22 protein-coding genes are annotated in these 16,013 nt (G+C 67.6%); 10 read left to right on the top strand and 12 right to left on the bottom strand.

Annotated elements, in window-relative coordinates:
- Nucleotides 1-86 precede the first annotated feature (86 nt).
- The gene (locus tag OD997_RS00295; protein ID WP_434329851.1) at nucleotides 87-1,565 is read left to right on the top strand and encodes a DHA2 family efflux MFS transporter permease subunit; all 1,479 of its coding nucleotides are present in this window, start codon (nucleotides 87-89) and stop codon (nucleotides 1,563-1,565) included.
- A 25-nt stretch (nucleotides 1,566-1,590) separates the two neighbouring features.
- Here OD997_RS00295 and OD997_RS00290 read toward each other — a convergent pair whose 3' ends face one another.
- Nucleotides 1,591-1,734, bottom strand: a complete 144-nt coding sequence (locus tag OD997_RS00290) for a hypothetical protein (RefSeq protein WP_434329850.1) — start codon at nucleotides 1,732-1,734, stop codon at nucleotides 1,591-1,593.
- Nucleotides 1,735-1,827: 93 nt separating this feature from the next.
- Between OD997_RS00290 and OD997_RS00285 the strand changes: the two genes are divergently transcribed.
- Nucleotides 1,828-2,409 carry a 1-acyl-sn-glycerol-3-phosphate acyltransferase gene (locus OD997_RS00285; protein ID WP_434329849.1) on the top strand — a complete coding sequence of 194 codons (582 nt, stop codon included), beginning with the start codon at nucleotides 1,828-1,830 and terminating at the stop codon, nucleotides 2,407-2,409.
- A gap of 12 nt (nucleotides 2,410-2,421) precedes the next feature.
- Here the strand turns inward: OD997_RS00285 and OD997_RS00280 are convergent, their stop codons facing one another.
- Nucleotides 2,422-2,643 (bottom strand): hypothetical protein, encoded by a 222-nt coding sequence (locus OD997_RS00280; RefSeq protein ID WP_434329848.1) that lies wholly within the window; start codon nucleotides 2,641-2,643, stop codon nucleotides 2,422-2,424.
- A gap of 69 nt (nucleotides 2,644-2,712) precedes the next feature.
- Here OD997_RS00280 and OD997_RS00275 point away from each other — a divergent pair, with 69 nt between their 5' ends.
- Nucleotides 2,713-3,243, top strand: coding sequence for a DUF6328 family protein (locus tag OD997_RS00275; RefSeq protein WP_434329847.1), 531 nt, complete (start codon nucleotides 2,713-2,715; stop codon nucleotides 3,241-3,243).
- A gap of 15 nt (nucleotides 3,244-3,258) precedes the next feature.
- Here the strand turns inward: OD997_RS00275 and OD997_RS00270 are convergent, their stop codons facing one another.
- Entirely contained in the window at nucleotides 3,259-3,801 is a 543-nt protein-coding gene (locus OD997_RS00270; RefSeq protein ID WP_434329846.1) for a Dps family protein, read from the bottom strand.
- Nucleotides 3,802-3,963: 162 nt separating this feature from the next.
- Here OD997_RS00270 and OD997_RS00265 point away from each other — a divergent pair, with 162 nt between their 5' ends.
- The 3 genes from OD997_RS00265 (at nucleotide 3,964) to OD997_RS00255 (ending at nucleotide 5,288) form a co-directional block, all read left to right on the top strand.
- Complete coding sequence (locus OD997_RS00265; protein WP_434332300.1) at nucleotides 3,964-4,437, top strand: GNAT family N-acetyltransferase; 474 nt, start codon at nucleotides 3,964-3,966, stop codon at nucleotides 4,435-4,437.
- Between the two features lie 76 nt (nucleotides 4,438-4,513).
- Nucleotides 4,514-4,813 carry a hypothetical protein gene (locus OD997_RS00260; RefSeq protein WP_056308697.1) on the top strand — a complete coding sequence of 100 codons (300 nt, stop codon included), beginning with the start codon at nucleotides 4,514-4,516 and terminating at the stop codon, nucleotides 4,811-4,813.
- Nucleotides 4,814-4,943: 130 nt separating this feature from the next.
- On the top strand, nucleotides 4,944-5,288 hold the full coding sequence (locus OD997_RS00255) for a LysR family transcriptional regulator (RefSeq protein WP_434329845.1): 345 nt from the start codon (nucleotides 4,944-4,946) through the stop codon (nucleotides 5,286-5,288).
- Between the two features lie 3 nt (nucleotides 5,289-5,291).
- On the opposite strand, the gene OD997_RS00250 is transcribed toward OD997_RS00255, so the two are convergent.
- The 6 genes from OD997_RS00250 to OD997_RS00225 are packed head-to-tail and all read right to left on the bottom strand — an operon-like array spanning nucleotide 5,292 to nucleotide 10,370.
- Nucleotides 5,292-6,956 carry an ABC-F family ATP-binding cassette domain-containing protein gene (locus OD997_RS00250; RefSeq protein WP_434329844.1) on the bottom strand — a complete coding sequence of 555 codons (1,665 nt, stop codon included), beginning with the start codon at nucleotides 6,954-6,956 and terminating at the stop codon, nucleotides 5,292-5,294.
- A 12-nt stretch (nucleotides 6,957-6,968) separates the two neighbouring features.
- The gene (locus OD997_RS00245) at nucleotides 6,969-7,229 is read right to left on the bottom strand and encodes a DUF4190 domain-containing protein (protein WP_434329843.1); all 261 of its coding nucleotides are present in this window, start codon (nucleotides 7,227-7,229) and stop codon (nucleotides 6,969-6,971) included.
- 27 nt (nucleotides 7,230-7,256) lie between these two features.
- Complete coding sequence (locus OD997_RS00240) at nucleotides 7,257-7,793, bottom strand: isochorismatase family protein (protein ID WP_434329842.1); 537 nt, start codon at nucleotides 7,791-7,793, stop codon at nucleotides 7,257-7,259.
- 5 nt (nucleotides 7,794-7,798) lie between these two features.
- Nucleotides 7,799-8,359 carry an alpha/beta fold hydrolase gene (locus tag OD997_RS00235; RefSeq protein ID WP_434329841.1) on the bottom strand — a complete coding sequence of 187 codons (561 nt, stop codon included), beginning with the start codon at nucleotides 8,357-8,359 and terminating at the stop codon, nucleotides 7,799-7,801.
- A 58-nt stretch (nucleotides 8,360-8,417) separates the two neighbouring features.
- The gene (locus OD997_RS00230) at nucleotides 8,418-8,564 is read right to left on the bottom strand and encodes a hypothetical protein (RefSeq protein ID WP_434329840.1); all 147 of its coding nucleotides are present in this window, start codon (nucleotides 8,562-8,564) and stop codon (nucleotides 8,418-8,420) included.
- 39 nt (nucleotides 8,565-8,603) lie between these two features.
- Nucleotides 8,604-10,370 (bottom strand): GNAT family N-acetyltransferase, encoded by a 1,767-nt coding sequence (locus OD997_RS00225; protein WP_434329839.1) that lies wholly within the window; start codon nucleotides 10,368-10,370, stop codon nucleotides 8,604-8,606.
- Between the two features lie 84 nt (nucleotides 10,371-10,454).
- Here OD997_RS00225 and OD997_RS00220 point away from each other — a divergent pair, with 84 nt between their 5' ends.
- Together OD997_RS00220 and OD997_RS00215 are read left to right on the top strand one after the other, a co-directional pair.
- A complete protein-coding gene (locus tag OD997_RS00220; protein ID WP_434329838.1) occupies nucleotides 10,455-11,234 on the top strand; it encodes an alpha/beta fold hydrolase in 780 nt (259 codons plus the stop codon).
- 156 nt (nucleotides 11,235-11,390) lie between these two features.
- Nucleotides 11,391-11,681: a hypothetical protein gene (locus OD997_RS00215; protein WP_434329837.1), complete on the top strand. Its 291-nt coding sequence runs from the start codon at nucleotides 11,391-11,393 to the stop codon at nucleotides 11,679-11,681.
- A 63-nt stretch (nucleotides 11,682-11,744) separates the two neighbouring features.
- On the opposite strand, the gene ychF is transcribed toward OD997_RS00215, so the two are convergent.
- Both ychF and OD997_RS00205 read right to left on the bottom strand, forming a co-directional pair.
- Nucleotides 11,745-12,818 (bottom strand): redox-regulated ATPase YchF, encoded by a 1,074-nt coding sequence (gene ychF, locus OD997_RS00210; protein ID WP_434329836.1) that lies wholly within the window; start codon nucleotides 12,816-12,818, stop codon nucleotides 11,745-11,747.
- A 59-nt stretch (nucleotides 12,819-12,877) separates the two neighbouring features.
- Nucleotides 12,878-13,627 carry a class I SAM-dependent methyltransferase gene (locus tag OD997_RS00205; protein WP_434329835.1) on the bottom strand — a complete coding sequence of 250 codons (750 nt, stop codon included), beginning with the start codon at nucleotides 13,625-13,627 and terminating at the stop codon, nucleotides 12,878-12,880.
- Nucleotides 13,628-13,686: 59 nt separating this feature from the next.
- Here OD997_RS00205 and OD997_RS00200 point away from each other — a divergent pair, with 59 nt between their 5' ends.
- Entirely contained in the window at nucleotides 13,687-14,280 is a 594-nt protein-coding gene (locus tag OD997_RS00200; RefSeq protein WP_434329834.1) for an exonuclease domain-containing protein, read from the top strand.
- A 43-nt stretch (nucleotides 14,281-14,323) separates the two neighbouring features.
- A complete protein-coding gene (locus tag OD997_RS00195; protein WP_434329833.1) occupies nucleotides 14,324-15,637 on the top strand; it encodes a DNA recombination protein RmuC in 1,314 nt (437 codons plus the stop codon).
- Nucleotides 15,638-15,639: 2 nt separating this feature from the next.
- On the opposite strand, the gene OD997_RS00190 is transcribed toward OD997_RS00195, so the two are convergent.
- The gene (locus OD997_RS00190; RefSeq protein WP_434329832.1) at nucleotides 15,640-15,939 is read right to left on the bottom strand and encodes a hypothetical protein; all 300 of its coding nucleotides are present in this window, start codon (nucleotides 15,937-15,939) and stop codon (nucleotides 15,640-15,642) included.
- Nucleotides 15,940-16,013: the final 74 nt, after the last annotated feature.

Genomic DNA, 16,013 nt, shown 5'->3' with positions numbered 1-16,013 from the left:
AATGAAATGTCCGAACCTGTGGTTACGCTGAATGGTCCCCGCGCACTCGCGCGATCTCCCCCCCTCTTCAGTGCCTAGGAGGCCGTATGTCTGCCGTCGACACCGGTTCGATCACCACGCCCCCTGCGTCGTCAGGAGGGGAGATCTCTCGCAGCGACATGCGCGTGATCTGGCTCCTTCTCGTCGCTGCGTTCGTCGCCATCCTCAACGAGACGACGATGGGAATCGCGATCCCGCACCTGAACGTCGACCTCGGGATCCCGCCGGAGCTCGGGCAGTGGCTGACGAGCGCGTTCATGCTCACCATGGCCGTCGTCATCCCGACCACCGGTTTCATCCTGCAGCGCTTCACGACGCGTCAGGTCTTCATCGCCGCGATGATCTCGTTCTCGCTCGGAACCCTGGTCGCGTTGGTCGCTCCCGGTTTCGAGGTGCTGCTCGCCGGCCGCGTCATCCAGGCTGCGGGCACCGGAATCATGATGCCGCTGCTCATGACGACGATCATGAACGTGGTGCCGCCTCAGTCCCGCGGCCGCATGATGGGCCGTGTCGGTCTCGTCATCTCGCTGGCTCCCGCGATCGGCCCGACGCTCGCCGGAGCCGTCCTCGAGACGCTCAACTGGCGCGCACTGTTCGCGATCATCCTTCCGATCGCACTCGTCTCGCTCCTCATCGGAGCCAAGTGGATGACCAACCTCGGCGAGACTCGCAAGGTCCCCCTCGACGTGCTCTCCATCCCGCTCGCGGCCCTCGGATTCGGTGGCATCGTCTTCGGACTCAGCCAGTTCGGCGGCGAGGGCGGATCCGGCGAGACCGCCGGCATCGTCTCGCTCGTCGTGGGCGCCGTCGCGCTCGCGCTGTTCGTGTGGCGCCAGCTCGTCCTGCAGCGCGTCGATGACGCGCTGCTCGACCTGCGCGTGTTCCGTTCCGCGAACTTCACGTTCTCGGTCATCATCATGACGATCCTCGCGCTGTCGATGTTCGGCACGCTGACTCTCCTGCCCCAGTACCTGCAGAACGTCGCCGGCCTTAACGCCCTCGAGTCCGGCCTCATCCTGCTGCCGGGTTCCGTGCTGATGGGTCTGCTCGGTCCGATCATGGGCCGTGTGTACGACGCACGCGGCACTCGTCCGCTTCTGATCCCCGGCACGATCCTCGTCTCGGCGGCACTCTTCTACTACTCCACAGTGGGCGAGCACACCGTGTGGTGGGTCCTGATCATCGTGCAGGCCGCGATGTCGGTGGGACTCGCGATGTCGTTCACACCGCTGTTCTCCGCCTCGCTCGGATCCCTCCAGCGCTCGCTGTACTCGCACGGGTCTGCGGTGCTCAACACGCTCCAGCAGGTCGGCGGAGCGGCCGGTGTGGCTGTGCTCACCGTGACCTACTCGGCGATCCTGCATGCCGGCGAGGCCGAAGGGCTGCCGACGGCAGCAGCCGGAGCACCGGGTGCGCGGATGGCGTTCCTGATCGCCGCGATCATCTCGCTCGCCGCAGTCGCGCTCAGCGCGTTCGTGCGCAAGCCTGCGGATGACATCGCCGGCGGGGTGCACGGCGGACATTGAGCACCGTCGCGGCGGCGCCTGATCGCTACTGCGTCTTCGGCGCGGGGAAGTGGCAGACGCCGCCGCTGCAGTACCCGGCGGAGTCGTTCTCGAGCAGGTTCAGAGCGTCCGGAAGCGGCTGGAGCGCGGTGGGTGCGTCCTGCTCGACGGAGTCCTGTGTCTTGGCCATCATTAGATGCTACGCCTGCTCCGACCGGATGGCGCGGAAATCGACACGCCGATCGACAGCGGACGGACAGCCGTGCTCCCCTACGGTTGACGAGTGCTCAAACGACTCATCGCCCGCCTGTACTGGACGCTCAGCCGCTGGACCCTCACCGCTGAGAGCACGCCCACCCGCCCGACGATCCTGATCGGTGCGCCGCATACGTCGAACTGGGACTTCGTGCTGATGCTCGCCATCGCCTGGCGCCTGGACATCGAGGTGCACTGGCTCGGCAAGAGCAGCCTCTTCAGAGGATGGCGGGGCCCGATCATGCGCCGCCTCGGCGGCATCCCTGTCGATCGAGCGGACCCCGCGCGCGTCGTGGCGGATGTGGTGGCACAGGTCCACTCCGGAAGCGTGTTCGGGCTGGTCATCACGCCCGACGGCACCCGCGGCGGCAACGAGTACTGGAAGTCGGGCTTCTACCGCATCGCCCGCGAGACGGGGATGCCGGTCACGCTCGGGTTCGTCGACCGCACCACGATGACGACCGGCCTCGGACCCACGATCGACCTGACCGGCGATATCCCGGCCGACATGGACCGGATCCGTGCGTTCTACGCCGGCAAGGCGGGGGTGCGCCCCGAGCGCCGCACGGAACCGCGCCTGCGAGAAGAGAATCCCACGCGGGACAGCTGACCGCGGCCCGGGTCAGTCCGAGTCCGCCGCCTCGATCTCCGCACGAGCCTCCGACCGCGCGAAGGCGAGGTCGTCGTCTGACAGGGTCTCGGCGATCCCGACCACGGCTCCCGTGAGGGTCCTGATCTCCTCGCGGGCCTTTTCGCCGAGATGCGGTGCGGTGTCGCCGAGTACCTCGACCCGTGCCTCGAGCGACAGCTCGGACCACCATTCGCTGATGGGTGGGATCGTCATCCGGACCGCCTCATCGATCTTCGCGCAAGAGTCTGGACAGCGTCTGTCCTCCCCAACGAGACTGACCGCATGGAACCCGAGGAGCGGCTGCCCGCCGCTGAGCGTGATGACCTGATCGACGGACGCGATGAGACCCGCAACGAGCGCGCCGACCGCAACTGGGAGGAACTGCTCCAAGAGCTGCGGGTGATGCAGACCGGCACGCAGATACTCACGGGTTTCCTCCTGGCCGTGGCGTTCACGCCTCGGTTCGAGGACATGGACGAGTTCCAACGCGACGTGTACGTGGTGCTCGTGGCCGTCGCTGCGGTGGCCACCATTCTGGCACTGGCACCCGTCGGCATGCACAGGGCGCTGTTCGGCCGGCGCCGCAAACCCGAGCTCGTGCGGGTGGCAGCGCGCATCGTGAAGATCGATCTCGTGGCCATCGCAGCCCTCACGATCGGCGTCACGACTCTGATCATCGATTTCACGGTGAATCGCGCCGCAGGGCTCATCGCTCTCGTCGCCTCCCTGGTGGGAGTGCTCATCCTCTGGCTCGTCCTTCCCCGCCTCGTTCAACGCGAGGCCGAGCGAAGCGGGGAGGACGGCCGGGCCTGAGGGCCTCGCCTGTGCTCAGCGCCCGGCAGGGGTCCGGTTCTCAGCGCTGACCATCCAGGCGAACTGCTCGAGGCTCTCGAGGACGGCGTGCAGGATGTCTGCAGAGGTCGGGTCCTCCTCATCGACGGCATCGTGGACGTCTCGGACGGTGCCGATCGTGGCCTCGAGGCGCGCGGTGATGAGATCGATCGTGTCGGTGGTCGACACCTCACCCATCGGGAACGCGGGAAGCGATGTCGTCTCGGCGATCGTGTCGGTGCGGCCGTCGGGAACGGCGTGCAGCGCGCGCATCCGCTCGGCGACCGTGTCGCTGAAGGTGCGCGCCGCATCGATGATCTCGTCGAGCTGACGGTGGGTGTCGCGGAAGTTGCGACCGACGACGTTCCAATGCGCCTGCTTGCCCTGCAGCGAGAGCTCGATGAGGTCGACGAGCACGACCTGCAGGTTGCCGGCCAGCGTCGACGAGGCGGTGAAGCCCTTCTCGGCGTTCTGGCGCCTCGTGGTCTTCGCTCCGCGCTTGGACGTGCTGCCTGTCTTGGACGTGGTGTTCTCAGCCATGGGATCCTCCTGGGGTCGTGCCTGCGACGGTAGCCTCCGAATCCCTCGTGTTCGAGGGGGTTGACAGTCCCCCGGTGCAGGGCTGATCGTGGCGCAGTGACGGAACCAGAGACATCCCACGACCAGACCGGCGGCCCGGAATCAGAGGTGGCCATCGCGCCCATGACCGAAGCGGATGCCGGTGAGGTGCTCACCGTGCAACGCGCGGCCTTCGTCTCAGAGGCGCAGATCTACGGCAGCGCCGACATGCCCCCGCTGACGCAGACGCTGGCCGAGGTCGAGGCGGAGCTGCGAACAGGGAGCGGTCTGACCGCCCGGATCGGCGGACGTCTGGTGGGCGCGATCCGGTTCGTCGAGGACGACGGCCTGCTGCTCATCGGCCGCATCGCGATTGCTCCCGACATGCAGGGCGAGGGTATCGGCCGCGCCCTTCTCGACGCGGCCGAGCGCTCGTCGACGGCGGCGGAGGCTGAGCTCTTCACGGGCAGCCTCAGCGAGGCGAACCTCCGCCTCTACGACGCGTGCGGCTACCGAGAGACAGTCCGGGTGCCCGATGGCGACGGCACTGAACAGGTCTTCCTGAGAAAACCTCTGCATCAGGTGGGAGACCCCTCCGAACCGGGCGCGTCGGGTTGAAACGCGTCGCCGGGTGGGGAATCGTGGCCCGGACACGTCGCACCCGCGTCGTGACCGCAACCGGAAGGAGAGTCTCGTGCTCACCCTCACCGATAACGCCACCGCAATCGTGAACACCCTCGTCAGCCGTCAGACCGACGCCACCGACGCAGGACTGCGCATTCATTCCACGCCCGCACCCGGGCCTGACGGCGGCGCACGTCTTGCCGTCCTGGTCACGCCCGACCCCGAGCCTGAAGACCAGGTCGTCGAGGTCTCGGGCACGCGTCTCTTCCTCGATGAGACGGCCGCAGCCGCTCTCGATGACAAGATCCTGGATGCCGGAGTGGACGACGAGGGCTCGGTGTCCTTCGCCGTGCTCCCGAAGGTCGCCTGACGAAGACTCCCCGGATGCCGCGGCTCATCGAGCCGCGGCATCCGTGCGTCCGGGGTGTCTGCGCCGCCGTCTCGCGTAGGTTAGAACCAGAGCCGCGATCGTCGTGGTTCGAGAAGGACCGTTCACGCGCATGAAGTTGGCACTGCTCCGTCGCTACGTCGTCCTCGCCGAGACGCTGCACTTCCCCCGAGCCGCGAAGGAGCTGGGCATCCCGCTGGCGTCGCTCTACACCTCGCTCGACAAGCTCGAAGATGAGGTGGGCCACACGCTCGTCAACCGCGAGGGCACGCCTCGCCTGACGAATGTCGGTGAGCTGTTCCTCGTCGAGGCCCGGGCCACCGTGGCTGCCGCTCCCCCGCCTGCGCCGAAGACCGCGGCTCCGGCCGGCGGCAAGGCCAAGGCCTCCAAGGGAAAGGGACGCGCGCCCATCGTCAAGGGGCAGCCGAAGCCGTACAAGAAGCGTCAGGGTCGCTGAGACTCAGCGTTCTTCGACCTGTCCGTTCTCGACGCTCCACCGGCGGTTCGTCTGCACTGCCTCCAGCATCCGACGGTCGTGCGTGACGAGCAGAAGAGTGCCTGTGTACGACTCGAGGGCCTGTTCGAGCTGCTCGATCGCCGGAAGATCGAGGTGGTTGGTCGGCTCGTCGAGCACGAGGAGATTGATTCCGCGCGCCTGCAGCAGAGCGAGCGCCGCCCTCGTCCGCTCCCCCGGTGAGAGCTCGTCCACCGGCCTCGTCACGTGGTCGGCCCTGAGACCGAATTTGGCCAGCAGCGTCCGCACCTCGGCCGAGGACATCTCGGGCACGAGCGCCTCGAACGCGTCAGCGAGCGCGGCATCGCCGACCAGGAGGGAGCGGGCCTGGTCGATCTCTCCGATCAGCACGCTGCTTCCGAGTGTCGAGGTCCCCTCGACGGGCGCCTGCCGTCCGAGGAGCGCCCGCAGCAGAGTGGACTTCCCCGCTCCGTTCGGACCCGTGATGCCGATGCGGTCTCCCGCGTCGACCTGCAGCGACAGCGGACCGAGCGTGAAACCGCCCTGCCCGAACACCGCGGAGTTCAGCGTCGACACGACGGTGCTCGAGCGCGGCGCGGAGCCGATCGTGAACTCGAGCTGCCACTCCTTGCGAGGCTCTTCGACCTCGTCGAGGCGCGCGATCCGACTCTCCATCTGACGCACCTTCTGCGCCTGCTTCTCGCTGGACTCCATCGACGCCTTGCGCTTGATCTTGTCGTTGTCCGGAGACTTCTTCATCGCGTTGCGCACGCCCTGACTCGACCACTCCCGCTGCGTGCGGGCACGGGCGACGAGGTCGGCCTTCTTGTCGGCGAACTCGTCGTACTTCTCACGCAGGTGACGGCGGACGACCGCGCGCTCTTCGATGTACGCGTCGTACCCGCCGCCGTAGACACGGTGGGAGTTCTGGGCGAGGTCGAGCTCGAGCACGCGGGTCACGCTTCGCGCGAGGAACTCTCGGTCGTGACTCACCAGCACGACGCCGCCGCGGAGTCCGCGGACGAAGGACTCCAACCGATCCAGGCCGTCGAGGTCGAGATCGTTGGTCGGTTCGTCGAGGAAGACGATGTCGAAGCGCGACAGCAGGAGGGCGGCCAGCCCGACGCGTGCGGCCTGGCCTCCTGACAGCCCCGTCATGAGTGCGTCCTCGGCCACGCGTCCGCCGCTCGGGAGGCCCAGATCCGCCAGCACCGCAGGGATGCGGTCATCGAGGTCGGCGGCGCCGCTGGCGAGCCATCGGTCGAGTGCCTGTGAATACGTGTCTGCCGGATCCGTGCCCTCCGGAACCAGTGACGGGTCTCCCAGGGCGGCAGCCGCGGCATCCATCTCCTGCGTCGCCTCGGCACAGCCCGTGCGGCGCGCGATGTACTCGGCCACCGTCTCACCCTCGACGCGCTCGTGCTCCTGCGGCAGCCAGCCGACGAAGGCGTCGGTCGGTGCGAGGGACACCGTCCCGTCAGCGGGCGCGAGAACCCCGGCGAGAATCCGCAGCAGCGTGGACTTGCCCGCGCCGTTCGCGCCGACGACCCCGATGACATCTCCGGGAGCGACGGTCAGGTCGAGGCCCTCGAAGAGGATGCGGTGGCCGTAGCCACCTGCCAGATTCTGGGCGACGAGGGTTGCGGTCATCCCTCCAGTCTGTCAGGAAGCCATTCCGCCGACCGCACGGAAGAACAGCGAGAACCAGATGATGAAGAAGCCGATCTGAGCGAGCGAGCCAACGACTCCGATCACCATCGCCCAGCGGGCGAGTCCGCGGCCGGATTCGGCGTTGCCCGGCGCATCGAGCTGACGCCGGGCGAACACGGACAGGATCACGCCCGCGAGCGGGATCATGAATGCCGCGATGAAGCCGACGAGGGCGAGCACATTCGTCTTGGCCGGTGCGGCGCACTGGGTCACGGGATCAGGATAGAGCGCGACTCGCCCTCAGAGCGCGACCCGGTCGTGCGTGGCGATCGCGAACCGCTGGCCCGGGTACCGCAGACCCGCGAAGTACATGTTCGTGTGCGCGACGATCTGCTCTCCCGAGATCGGCACGCCGTCCCATTCGGTGTCGACGGTGGTGTGCGCGTCGCTCACGAGTGTGACGTCGTATCCGTCACCCGCCGCGCGCTGCATCGTCGTGCGCACGCAGAAATCCGACTGGGCGCCGGCGATCACGAGGTGCGTCGCGCCGAGGCCATCGAGCGTCTCCCTCAGCGTCGTGTCGGCGAAGGAGTCGCGGTAGCTCTTGCGCACCAGAGGCTCGCCCTCGAGGCGGTGCAGAGGCGCCGCGAGCTCCCACTCGGGTGTGCCCACTCCGACGGGGTCGTGATGCACCCAGACCACGGGAACGTCCGCGGCGCGAGCGCGATCGACCAGCGCCGCAGCACGCGAGAGCACGCCGTGCTCGTCGTGGCAGCCGGGCATCACCCCGGCCTGCAGGTCGATCGCGAGGACGACGGTGCGCTCGCCCGAGGCCATCGGGTTCAGTCCCAGTCCAGGTATTCCTCGATGATCACGCCGGTCTCGATCGGGTGATGCATTGGGAACAGGTGATCACCGGCGATCGTCTTGATACTCGAGCGGTCGGGGATCGTGGACTGCAGCGCCTCGGCGTTCGCGGCGGGAGTGTCGGTGTCCTCGGTGCCCTGCACGATCAGCACGGGAATCGCGGGGGCCACCTCGATGTCGACGTCCTCGACGCCCAGCAGCAGCAGTCCGTTCGCGCGGTCGGTGTGTGCGGCGACCAGCGCCCGAGCGATGGTTCCACCGAATCCGTGGCCTCCGACCCAGGTGTCGTCGATGCCGACGTGGTCGATCACGGCGACGACGTCTTCGACGCGCTCGTCGAGCGTCGCCTCGCCGGCACGGTGGCCGATGCGCAGCACATGGAACCCTGCCTCTTCGGCGAGGTAGTGTGCGGCGACCCCCAGAACGTCGGCCGCGAGCCCCTGCTCCTGGATCAGCACGAGCTTGACCGGCCCGTCGCCCTCATCCACGAAGGGGATGGCGCGGCCTTCAGGCTCGAAGATCTGGGTGTCGGTCATGGGCGCGCGGCTCCTCGTTCAGCGTTCAGGGGTCGTGTTCCAGCGTAGTCGAGCGCCTCTACCCGCTGTGGTCCTCGAGATCGGGGCTCGCCCGCAGAGCATCGGCGATCTGCTCCTCCGGTCGCGGCGCGATGGTCTCGTCGAGTTCGAGTTCCGGGACTGACGGCTCGTCTGGGGCGGGGATGTGCTCTTTGTGGTCAGACATGGCGGATCCTTCGGTCGGCGGCACCCACAGCGTACGCCGCTAAATGTGCCGTTTCAGTCCAACGTGAGCGGTCTCGTACCCGAGCCGGGTGTAGAAGGCGCGAGTCCGATCCCGTGCTTCGTCGGTCGTGACCTGTGACAGTCGAGCCCCTCGTGCGCGGCCGAATTCGTGTGCCCACTCGAGCATCGCAGCACCCAGACCCTGGGACCGTTGCTCTGGCGCGACTCGCAGCCCCTCGATCTGCAGTCGGGTCGAACCGCTGCGGGAGAGCCCCGGGATGACGGTCAGCTGCATGGTGGCGACGATGTTCTCGGCGCTGTCACGAACGACCCCCAGATAGTTGGATGGGTCGCGAGCGACCGCACTGAAGCCGGCCTCATATCGCTCGAGCTCGTCACTCTCACGGTCGGAACCGAACTGATCATCGGACAGCAGCGCTGCGATGGCCCCGATGTCGTCACGATTCGCACGCTCGAGCCTGAACGTCCGGCCCGCGACCTGAAGCCGGCCCCGGACGGAGGAACGCGCGTCCGCCTGCAACCTGGCGACGAGCAGATCGAGCCAGCCACCGACGTTCGCACGAGCTTCGGCAGTGTCGGGATATCGGCATCTCAGGTGTAGACCCGACTCATCCAGGATGAACCACAGCATCACGCCGTCGGTGTCGGTCGCCGCGCTGACGTATTGCGCGTCGAGCCCGACGGAATCGATCCGCACGGGGAGTCTGCGCAGGTCCAACCACGAGATCGCGAACATTCCGGAGGCCACGGGCATCCCGCCCCACGGAGCGAGTACGTCTGCGAGCGGCCAGGCACCGAGCTGCACGGCCTCTTTCACCGCGGCCGCCGCCGCGTGCGGTTCGGCGAGCTCCGACTCGAGGACGGAGTTGGTGATGAACCAGCCGACCGAGTCGTGCCAGTTCTCCTCGAAGCGGCTGTGCACGGGAAAGACGGCTCGCAGCGCCGTGCCCGCCAGCTCGCGGGTCACCGCGGTCATCGCGACGACTGCGCGTGCGAGGGTCGAGACGCCGTCGTCACGGGCTTGCGCGGCGAACGCGGCGGCGTCGTCGACGTCGAAGACGTCACGCACCTCCACACGCTCGCGATGCGGCTCGGGCACACCGAGCGACAGCGGGAACTTCGGCATCACGCCACCGCTGTCCGCGATGATGGCTTCCCATCGCTGACGCACGCTGTCAGGCGCGGCATCCCGATCCAGCAGTGCCTGCGTGTGCTCGACGAAGGCGGGCGCCGGTCCGGGCATCGGCTTCGCGCCGGCCCTCCCCGCGTCGAGCGCGGACAGCAGGTCGCGCGCGATCACCAGCATCGACCACATGTCGACATGCGCGTGATCAGCCGCGATCACGACCGTGAGCCCCGCAGCAGTCTCCAACACGCACAGCCGGTGCGACGGACGGCGGTACGGCGAACACGCCGCATCGAGGATGTCCCGCAACGCGTCGTTGACGGCCTGCCCAGGGCCGACCTCGTGCTCGACCCAGCTTCCGGGGCCGATCTCGATCTCGTGGAGCACCGGATCGCCATCAGCGCCTGGCGCGAATGCCGATCGCAGCGTTCCATGACGGGCGACGACCGCCAGCCAGGCATCGGCGATCGATTCACGACGAGTCTGCGCAGGCAGCCGGAAGGACAACGCCATCCACGAGCCGGGTCGGTCACCGGCCCCGACATGGAGTCGCTGATCGAACGACACAGGAAGGCGCCGCCCGAGCGCAGACGCGCTCACGTCGTACCCCCAGAGCCGTCCGAACGGGAGGCGGAGGTGCGTGACGTTGGTCAGTCGCATGGGCAGTACCTTATCGGCCCCAGATAACCTGAAAACTCCAGGACTGCCCGACCCGACGCGGTCAGTCACCGATCGAGGAGCCTGATGCCCACTTTCGAGGTGCCCGGAGCCAAGCTGGCTGTGTCCTTGAGCGATGAAGGCGGACACCCGGTCGTCCAGCTGCATGGCCTCACTTCGAGCCGCGCCCGTGACCGGGTGCTCAATCTCGACCTCGGCCGAGGACTCAGCGGCACTCGACTGCTGCGTTACGACGCACGCGGACACGGTCGGTCGACCGGGAGGGAGGTTCCCGAGGACTATCGCTGGGAGAGTCTCGCCGATGATCTTCTACGAGTACTCGATCAGTGGTTCCCCGGCGAGCGCGTTCACGGAGTGGGACCGTCGATGGGCACCGCGACGCTCCTGCACGCGGCGACGATCGAGCCGGATCGCTTCTCCGGGCTCACACTCATGGTGCCTCCCACGGCGTGGGAGACCCGACTCGATCAAGCCGAGATCTACCGAGCAGCGGCGGCGCTCATCGAATCCGACGGTGTGGAGGCATTCCTCGCCGGGTCGCGCGGATCGACACCGCCCCCTGCCGCCGTCGCCGCGCCGGAGACCTGGCCCGACATCGCCGATGCTCTTCTGCCGTCAGTCCTTCGCGGTGCAGGGCTCAGCGACCTGCCCAGCCCTGACCTCATCGCGCGAATCAATGTGCCGACGTCGGTCCTGGCGTGGGTGGACGATCCGGGCCACCCCTTGTCGACCGCGGAGCGCCTCGCCACGCTGCTCCCGCACGCGACGCCGACGGTCGCCCATAGCCCGGAAGACGTCGAAGCGTGGCCAGAGGTGTTGAGTCAGGACGTCGAGCGGTACGGCTAGGCCGGCTGTTCGCGCCCAGCTCGCTCGCGACAGCACGGCATCGCGATCATCGCAAGCCGAGGTCACGATGCCGGTGCTGTCCTCGCTCAGACAGCGCAGTGATATCTTCATGCGGTGAGGCCAGAGTTCGGGGATACCGCAAACGCGGCCTTCGCCGTGAGCATCGTCGTGGACATGCCGATCACGAAGCTCCATGCGCTGGACGTCATCGCTTTCGTGTCGGACAGTGCCATCGCAGACGCACGCACCGCGTCTCCTCGGGTACCGCTTTCGCCCGACGCCTGGGCAGAGGTGCAGATACCACGCTTTGCCGATCCGCCGCCGATCGCCATCGACGTCTGCTCAGATGCAAGCTTCGAAGTGGCGCACGCTGCCGCCGACCGCCTTGCGGAGGCGTTGGTGCAGGTCGGCTGGATCGTGCGTGCTCGACGTAGCGACGAGATCTGATCCGCGACCCGCGGCTTCGAACGATCCGCACCCGATCTCCTCAGCAGTCGGGCAGGACATCGCTCAGTTGTTGAAGCGGAACTCCACGACGTCGCCGTCCTTCATGACGTAGTCCTTGCCCTCGAGGCGCGCCTTGCCCTTGGAGCGGGCCTCGACGACCGAACCGGTCTCGACGAGGTCGTCGAACGACACGATCTCGGCCTTGATGAACCCCTTCTCGAAGTCGGTGTGGATGACGCCCGCGGCCTGCGGAGCCTTCGACCCCTTGGGGATCGTCCAGGCGCGTGCTTCCTTCGGGCCTGCCGTGAGGTATGTCTGCAGACCGAGCGTGTCGAAGCCGATGCGGGCGAGCTGGTCGAGGCCCGACTCGTCCTGTCCGGTCGACGCGAGAAGCTCAGCGGCATCCTCGGGGTCGAGGTCGATCAGCTCGGACTCGATCTTCGCGTCGAGGAAGATCGCCTTGGCGGGGGCGACAAGTGCCGCGAGCTCCGCCTTGCGGGCGTCGTCCGTGAGCACGCCCTCATCGACGTTGAAGACGAAGATGACGGGCTTGGCCGTCAGCAGGCCCAGTTCGCGGATGGGCGTCAGGTCGATGCCGGCGACCGACAGCAGCACGCCGCGCTCCAGAGCATCCTTCGCCGCGGTCGCGGTCTCGAGAACGATCGGCTCGATCTTCTTGCCGCGGACTTCCTTCTCGTAACGGGTGATCGCCTTGTCGACCGTCTCGAGGTCGGCGAGCATCAGCTCCGCGTTGATCGTCTCCATGTCGGATGCCGGATTGACCGCGCCGTCGACGTGCACCACGTCGTCATCGGCGAAGCCGCGGACGACCTGCGCGATGGCATCCGCCTCACGGATGTTCGCGAGGAACTTGTTGCCGAGACCCTCGCCCTCGCTCGCGCCACGCACGATACCCGCGATGTCGACGAACGACACAGCGGCGGGCAGGATGCGCTCGCTGCCGAAGATCTCGGCGAGCTTGTCGAGACGCGGATCGGGCAGGTTCACCACCCCGACGTTCGGCTCGATCGTCGCGAACGGATAGTTCGCCGCGAGCACGTCGTTCTTGGTCAGAGCGTTGAAGAGGGTGGACTTGCCGACGTTGGGCAGGCCGACGATTCCGATAGTGAGAGCCACGGGGGTCGAGTCTACCGGTCGTAGATGCTCGGCCCCTGCGGAATGCCGGGATCAGCCGTTCAATCGCGCACCGCGCGGAACACGTGCGTGACGTAGGGAAGATCGATCGTCGAATCGCCGTCGAGCCCGAGCTCGTCGAACAGGGCATCCATCTGGCGCGTGATCTCCGTGCGCTCGTCCGCGGGCGCTGTGATGAGGTAGCTGCGAGAGAGGGCCATCTGGTGCAACTGAGTCCGCGTCATCGGGCGGTTCCACTCCCAGCGCTGCATCTCGACCTCGCCGAAGGGCGCGGCGATGCGCGGCCCCTCGGATTCGGGACCGTTGACCATGTTCTCGGCAGGGCTGCTGTGCATGATGTCGGTGAGGCGGCGCACCCACTCGGTGCTCTCGTCGCGGATGTTCCAGATGAGACCCAGCACTCCCCCGCTGCGGACGACTCGACCCAGCTCCGCGGACGCGGCGATCGGCTCCACCCAGTGCCACGCCTGGCCGAGCACCGCCGCGTCGAGGCTCGAGTCCGGCAGGGGCATCCGTTCAGCCGAGCCCAGGAAGGTGGGCACTCCGGGAACGCTCTGTCGCAGCGCGGCGAGCATCGCCGCATCCGGATCCACGGCGACGACCTCCGCACCCGGTGCATGACCGAGCACCCGAGTGAGCTTTCCGGTGCCCGCCCCGACATCGGCGATCCGGCGCGAATCGGCCGGCATCCGCTCGAGCATCCACGCGACCGCCTCGAACGGATACTCGGGCCTACCGGCCTCGTAGTTCGCGGCCTCTGCGCCGAAGGATGTCGCACGGTCTGCACTCATATCGTCAGCCTACGGCGAGTCCTCCTCGGGCGTCATCGACACCGGGAGAGAGTGGAACCGTGCCACTGGACTTCACCGCGATCGACTTCGAGACCGCGAACTCCAGCCCCGCTTCCGCGTGCTCCGTCGGACTCGTCCGCGTACGCGACGGCCAGGTCGTCGCCACGGCAGGATGGCTGATCCGTCCGCCTGCAGGCCACGACGAGTTCCAGGAGTGGAACACCAAGATCCACGGCATCCGCGCGCAGGATGTGGTCGCGGCCGCCACCTGGGCTGATCAGTTCGATCGTCTGTGCGCCTTCGCCGGTGCCGACGTGCTGGTCGCCCACAACGCGGGTTTCGACCTGAACGTCCTGCGCCGCGCGTCGGAGGTCACCGGCGGCGACTGCCCGCCGTACCGTTCACTGTGCAGCCTGCAGGTCGCGCGCAAGACCTACGAGCTCGAGTCCTACCGTCTTCCGAAAGCCGCAGAAGCCGCGGGCTTCACCGGTTTCTCTCACCACGATGCACTCGCAGACGCCCTCGCCTGCGCCCACATCATCATGGATGCCGCACGACGACACGACGCCGCGGATGTGTTCGCCCTGGCCGCAGCGCTACGGCTGCGTGTGACCGACCCTGTCATCGCCACCCCCGAGCGCGCTGTCGCCTGAGTCGCAGCGGACGAATGTCCGAGGCCGAGCGCATCATGGAGCCATGGATGCTCTGACGATGGTTCTGCTGCTGGCCGCCCTCGTGGCCGGCGCTGCGGTGGGCTGGTTCCTCCGCGCGTCGCGAGGCGCTGCCGACCTCGCCCGAGCGCAGGCCGAGCTCGCGGCCGCGAGAGACGACCGCGATCGGCAGTACGACCTGTATCGGGATGCCGTCGAGCACGCCAGACTCGAGCAGCGCGCCGAGGCGCAGCGGGTGCAGCAGCAGAATGCCGTGCTCACGGCACTCGCCCCCGTGCGCGAGAGCCTTCAGCAGATGCAGCAGAAGGTGTCCGCGATCGAGCAGGAGCGTCATGCGCAGTTCGGGTCGCTCGCAGAGCAGCTGAGGCGTGCACAGGAGTCGGACGAAGCGCTGCGTGCGACGACGGAGTCACTCGCCGGTGCGCTCAAGTCGACCGCCACGCGAGGCGTGTGGGGCGAGACGCAGCTCCGCCGGGTGGTCGAGGCCGCGGGATTGACCCGGCACGTGGATTTCGACCTCCAGTCGACCATCTCCTCCGACCGTGGTCAGGGCCGCCCCGACATGGTGATCCGGCTGGCCGGCGGCACGTCGATCGCGGTCGACGCGAAGGTGCCCCTCGACGCCTACCTCGAGGCCTCCGCGCTGCCGATCGGCGACGCCCATGAGGCCCAGCGCCGGATGCACATGCAGAAGCACGTCAAGGCGGTGCGTGCCCATATCGACGCGCTCGCCAAGAAGGCGTACTGGTCCGGGCTCGACGCGAGCCCGGAATTCGTGATCTGCTTCCTGCCGAGCGAGTCGCTGCTGGCCGCGGCCATCGACGAGGATCCGACTCTGCTCGACTATGCCTTCAGTAAGAGGGTCGCCCTCGCGTCCCCCGTGAACCTCTGGGCGGTGCTGAAGACCGTCGCCTACACGTGGACGCAGCAAGAGGTCTCCACCGAAGCGCGGGCGCTTCTGAACCTCGGCACCCAGCTGTACGACCGACTGGGCGTGCTCGCCGGCCACGCCGATGACCTCCGTCGAGCCCTCGAACGCACCGTCGACAGCTACAACCGCTTCGCAGGATCGCTCGAGAGCAGAGTGCTCGTGACAGCGCGGCAGTTCCCCGGCATCAGCGCGACGACGCTCGACTCCGCTCCCCCGACGATCACGGCGCAGACGCGCAGATTCACGGCCGAGGAGCTCGTCGAGAACACCGATCTCGTCGAGAACACGGAGCAAGCGAATGCGGGGCTACTGGCAGACGTCGGCGAGATCAGGTCACGCCTCATCGGTGACGGAGCACCGTCCGCGATCGCCTCGGACACGAACGGATCCGGGACGACGCGAGGCTGAGCTCAGGCGATGCCGGGCACGCCGCTGAGCAACAGGATGACAAGGCCGCTCGTCACGACGAACGCACCGATCATCCACCAGGAGCTGACTTCGTGTCCTTCGTCCAGGCGCTTGCGGAAGAGCACGTCTGCACGGCGAGCCGGGTCTGCGACGGCCGGCGCCTTGGCCACCGGCACAGCCGGCGTACCGGATGCGATCGGCACCCCTGCCTCGTCGACCTTGACACGCATGATGCGGCCGGTGCTCGTCGTGACGATCTTGGTCGGCGCGGCCTTGGAGCCACTCGTGTGCTGCGTTGTCATCGGTCTGCCCTCCTGTGCCTGCGGTGCCTGGCGGCTCCGTCGACGGCGACAAATCCAGTGACAATTGTGACACG

The organism is Microbacterium sp. CGR1 (assembly GCF_051062835.1).
Taxonomy (GTDB): domain Bacteria; phylum Actinomycetota; class Actinomycetes; order Actinomycetales; family Microbacteriaceae; genus Microbacterium.
The sequence above is the reverse complement of the archived record's forward strand: the minus strand, read 5'-3'. Positions and strand labels throughout refer to the sequence as shown.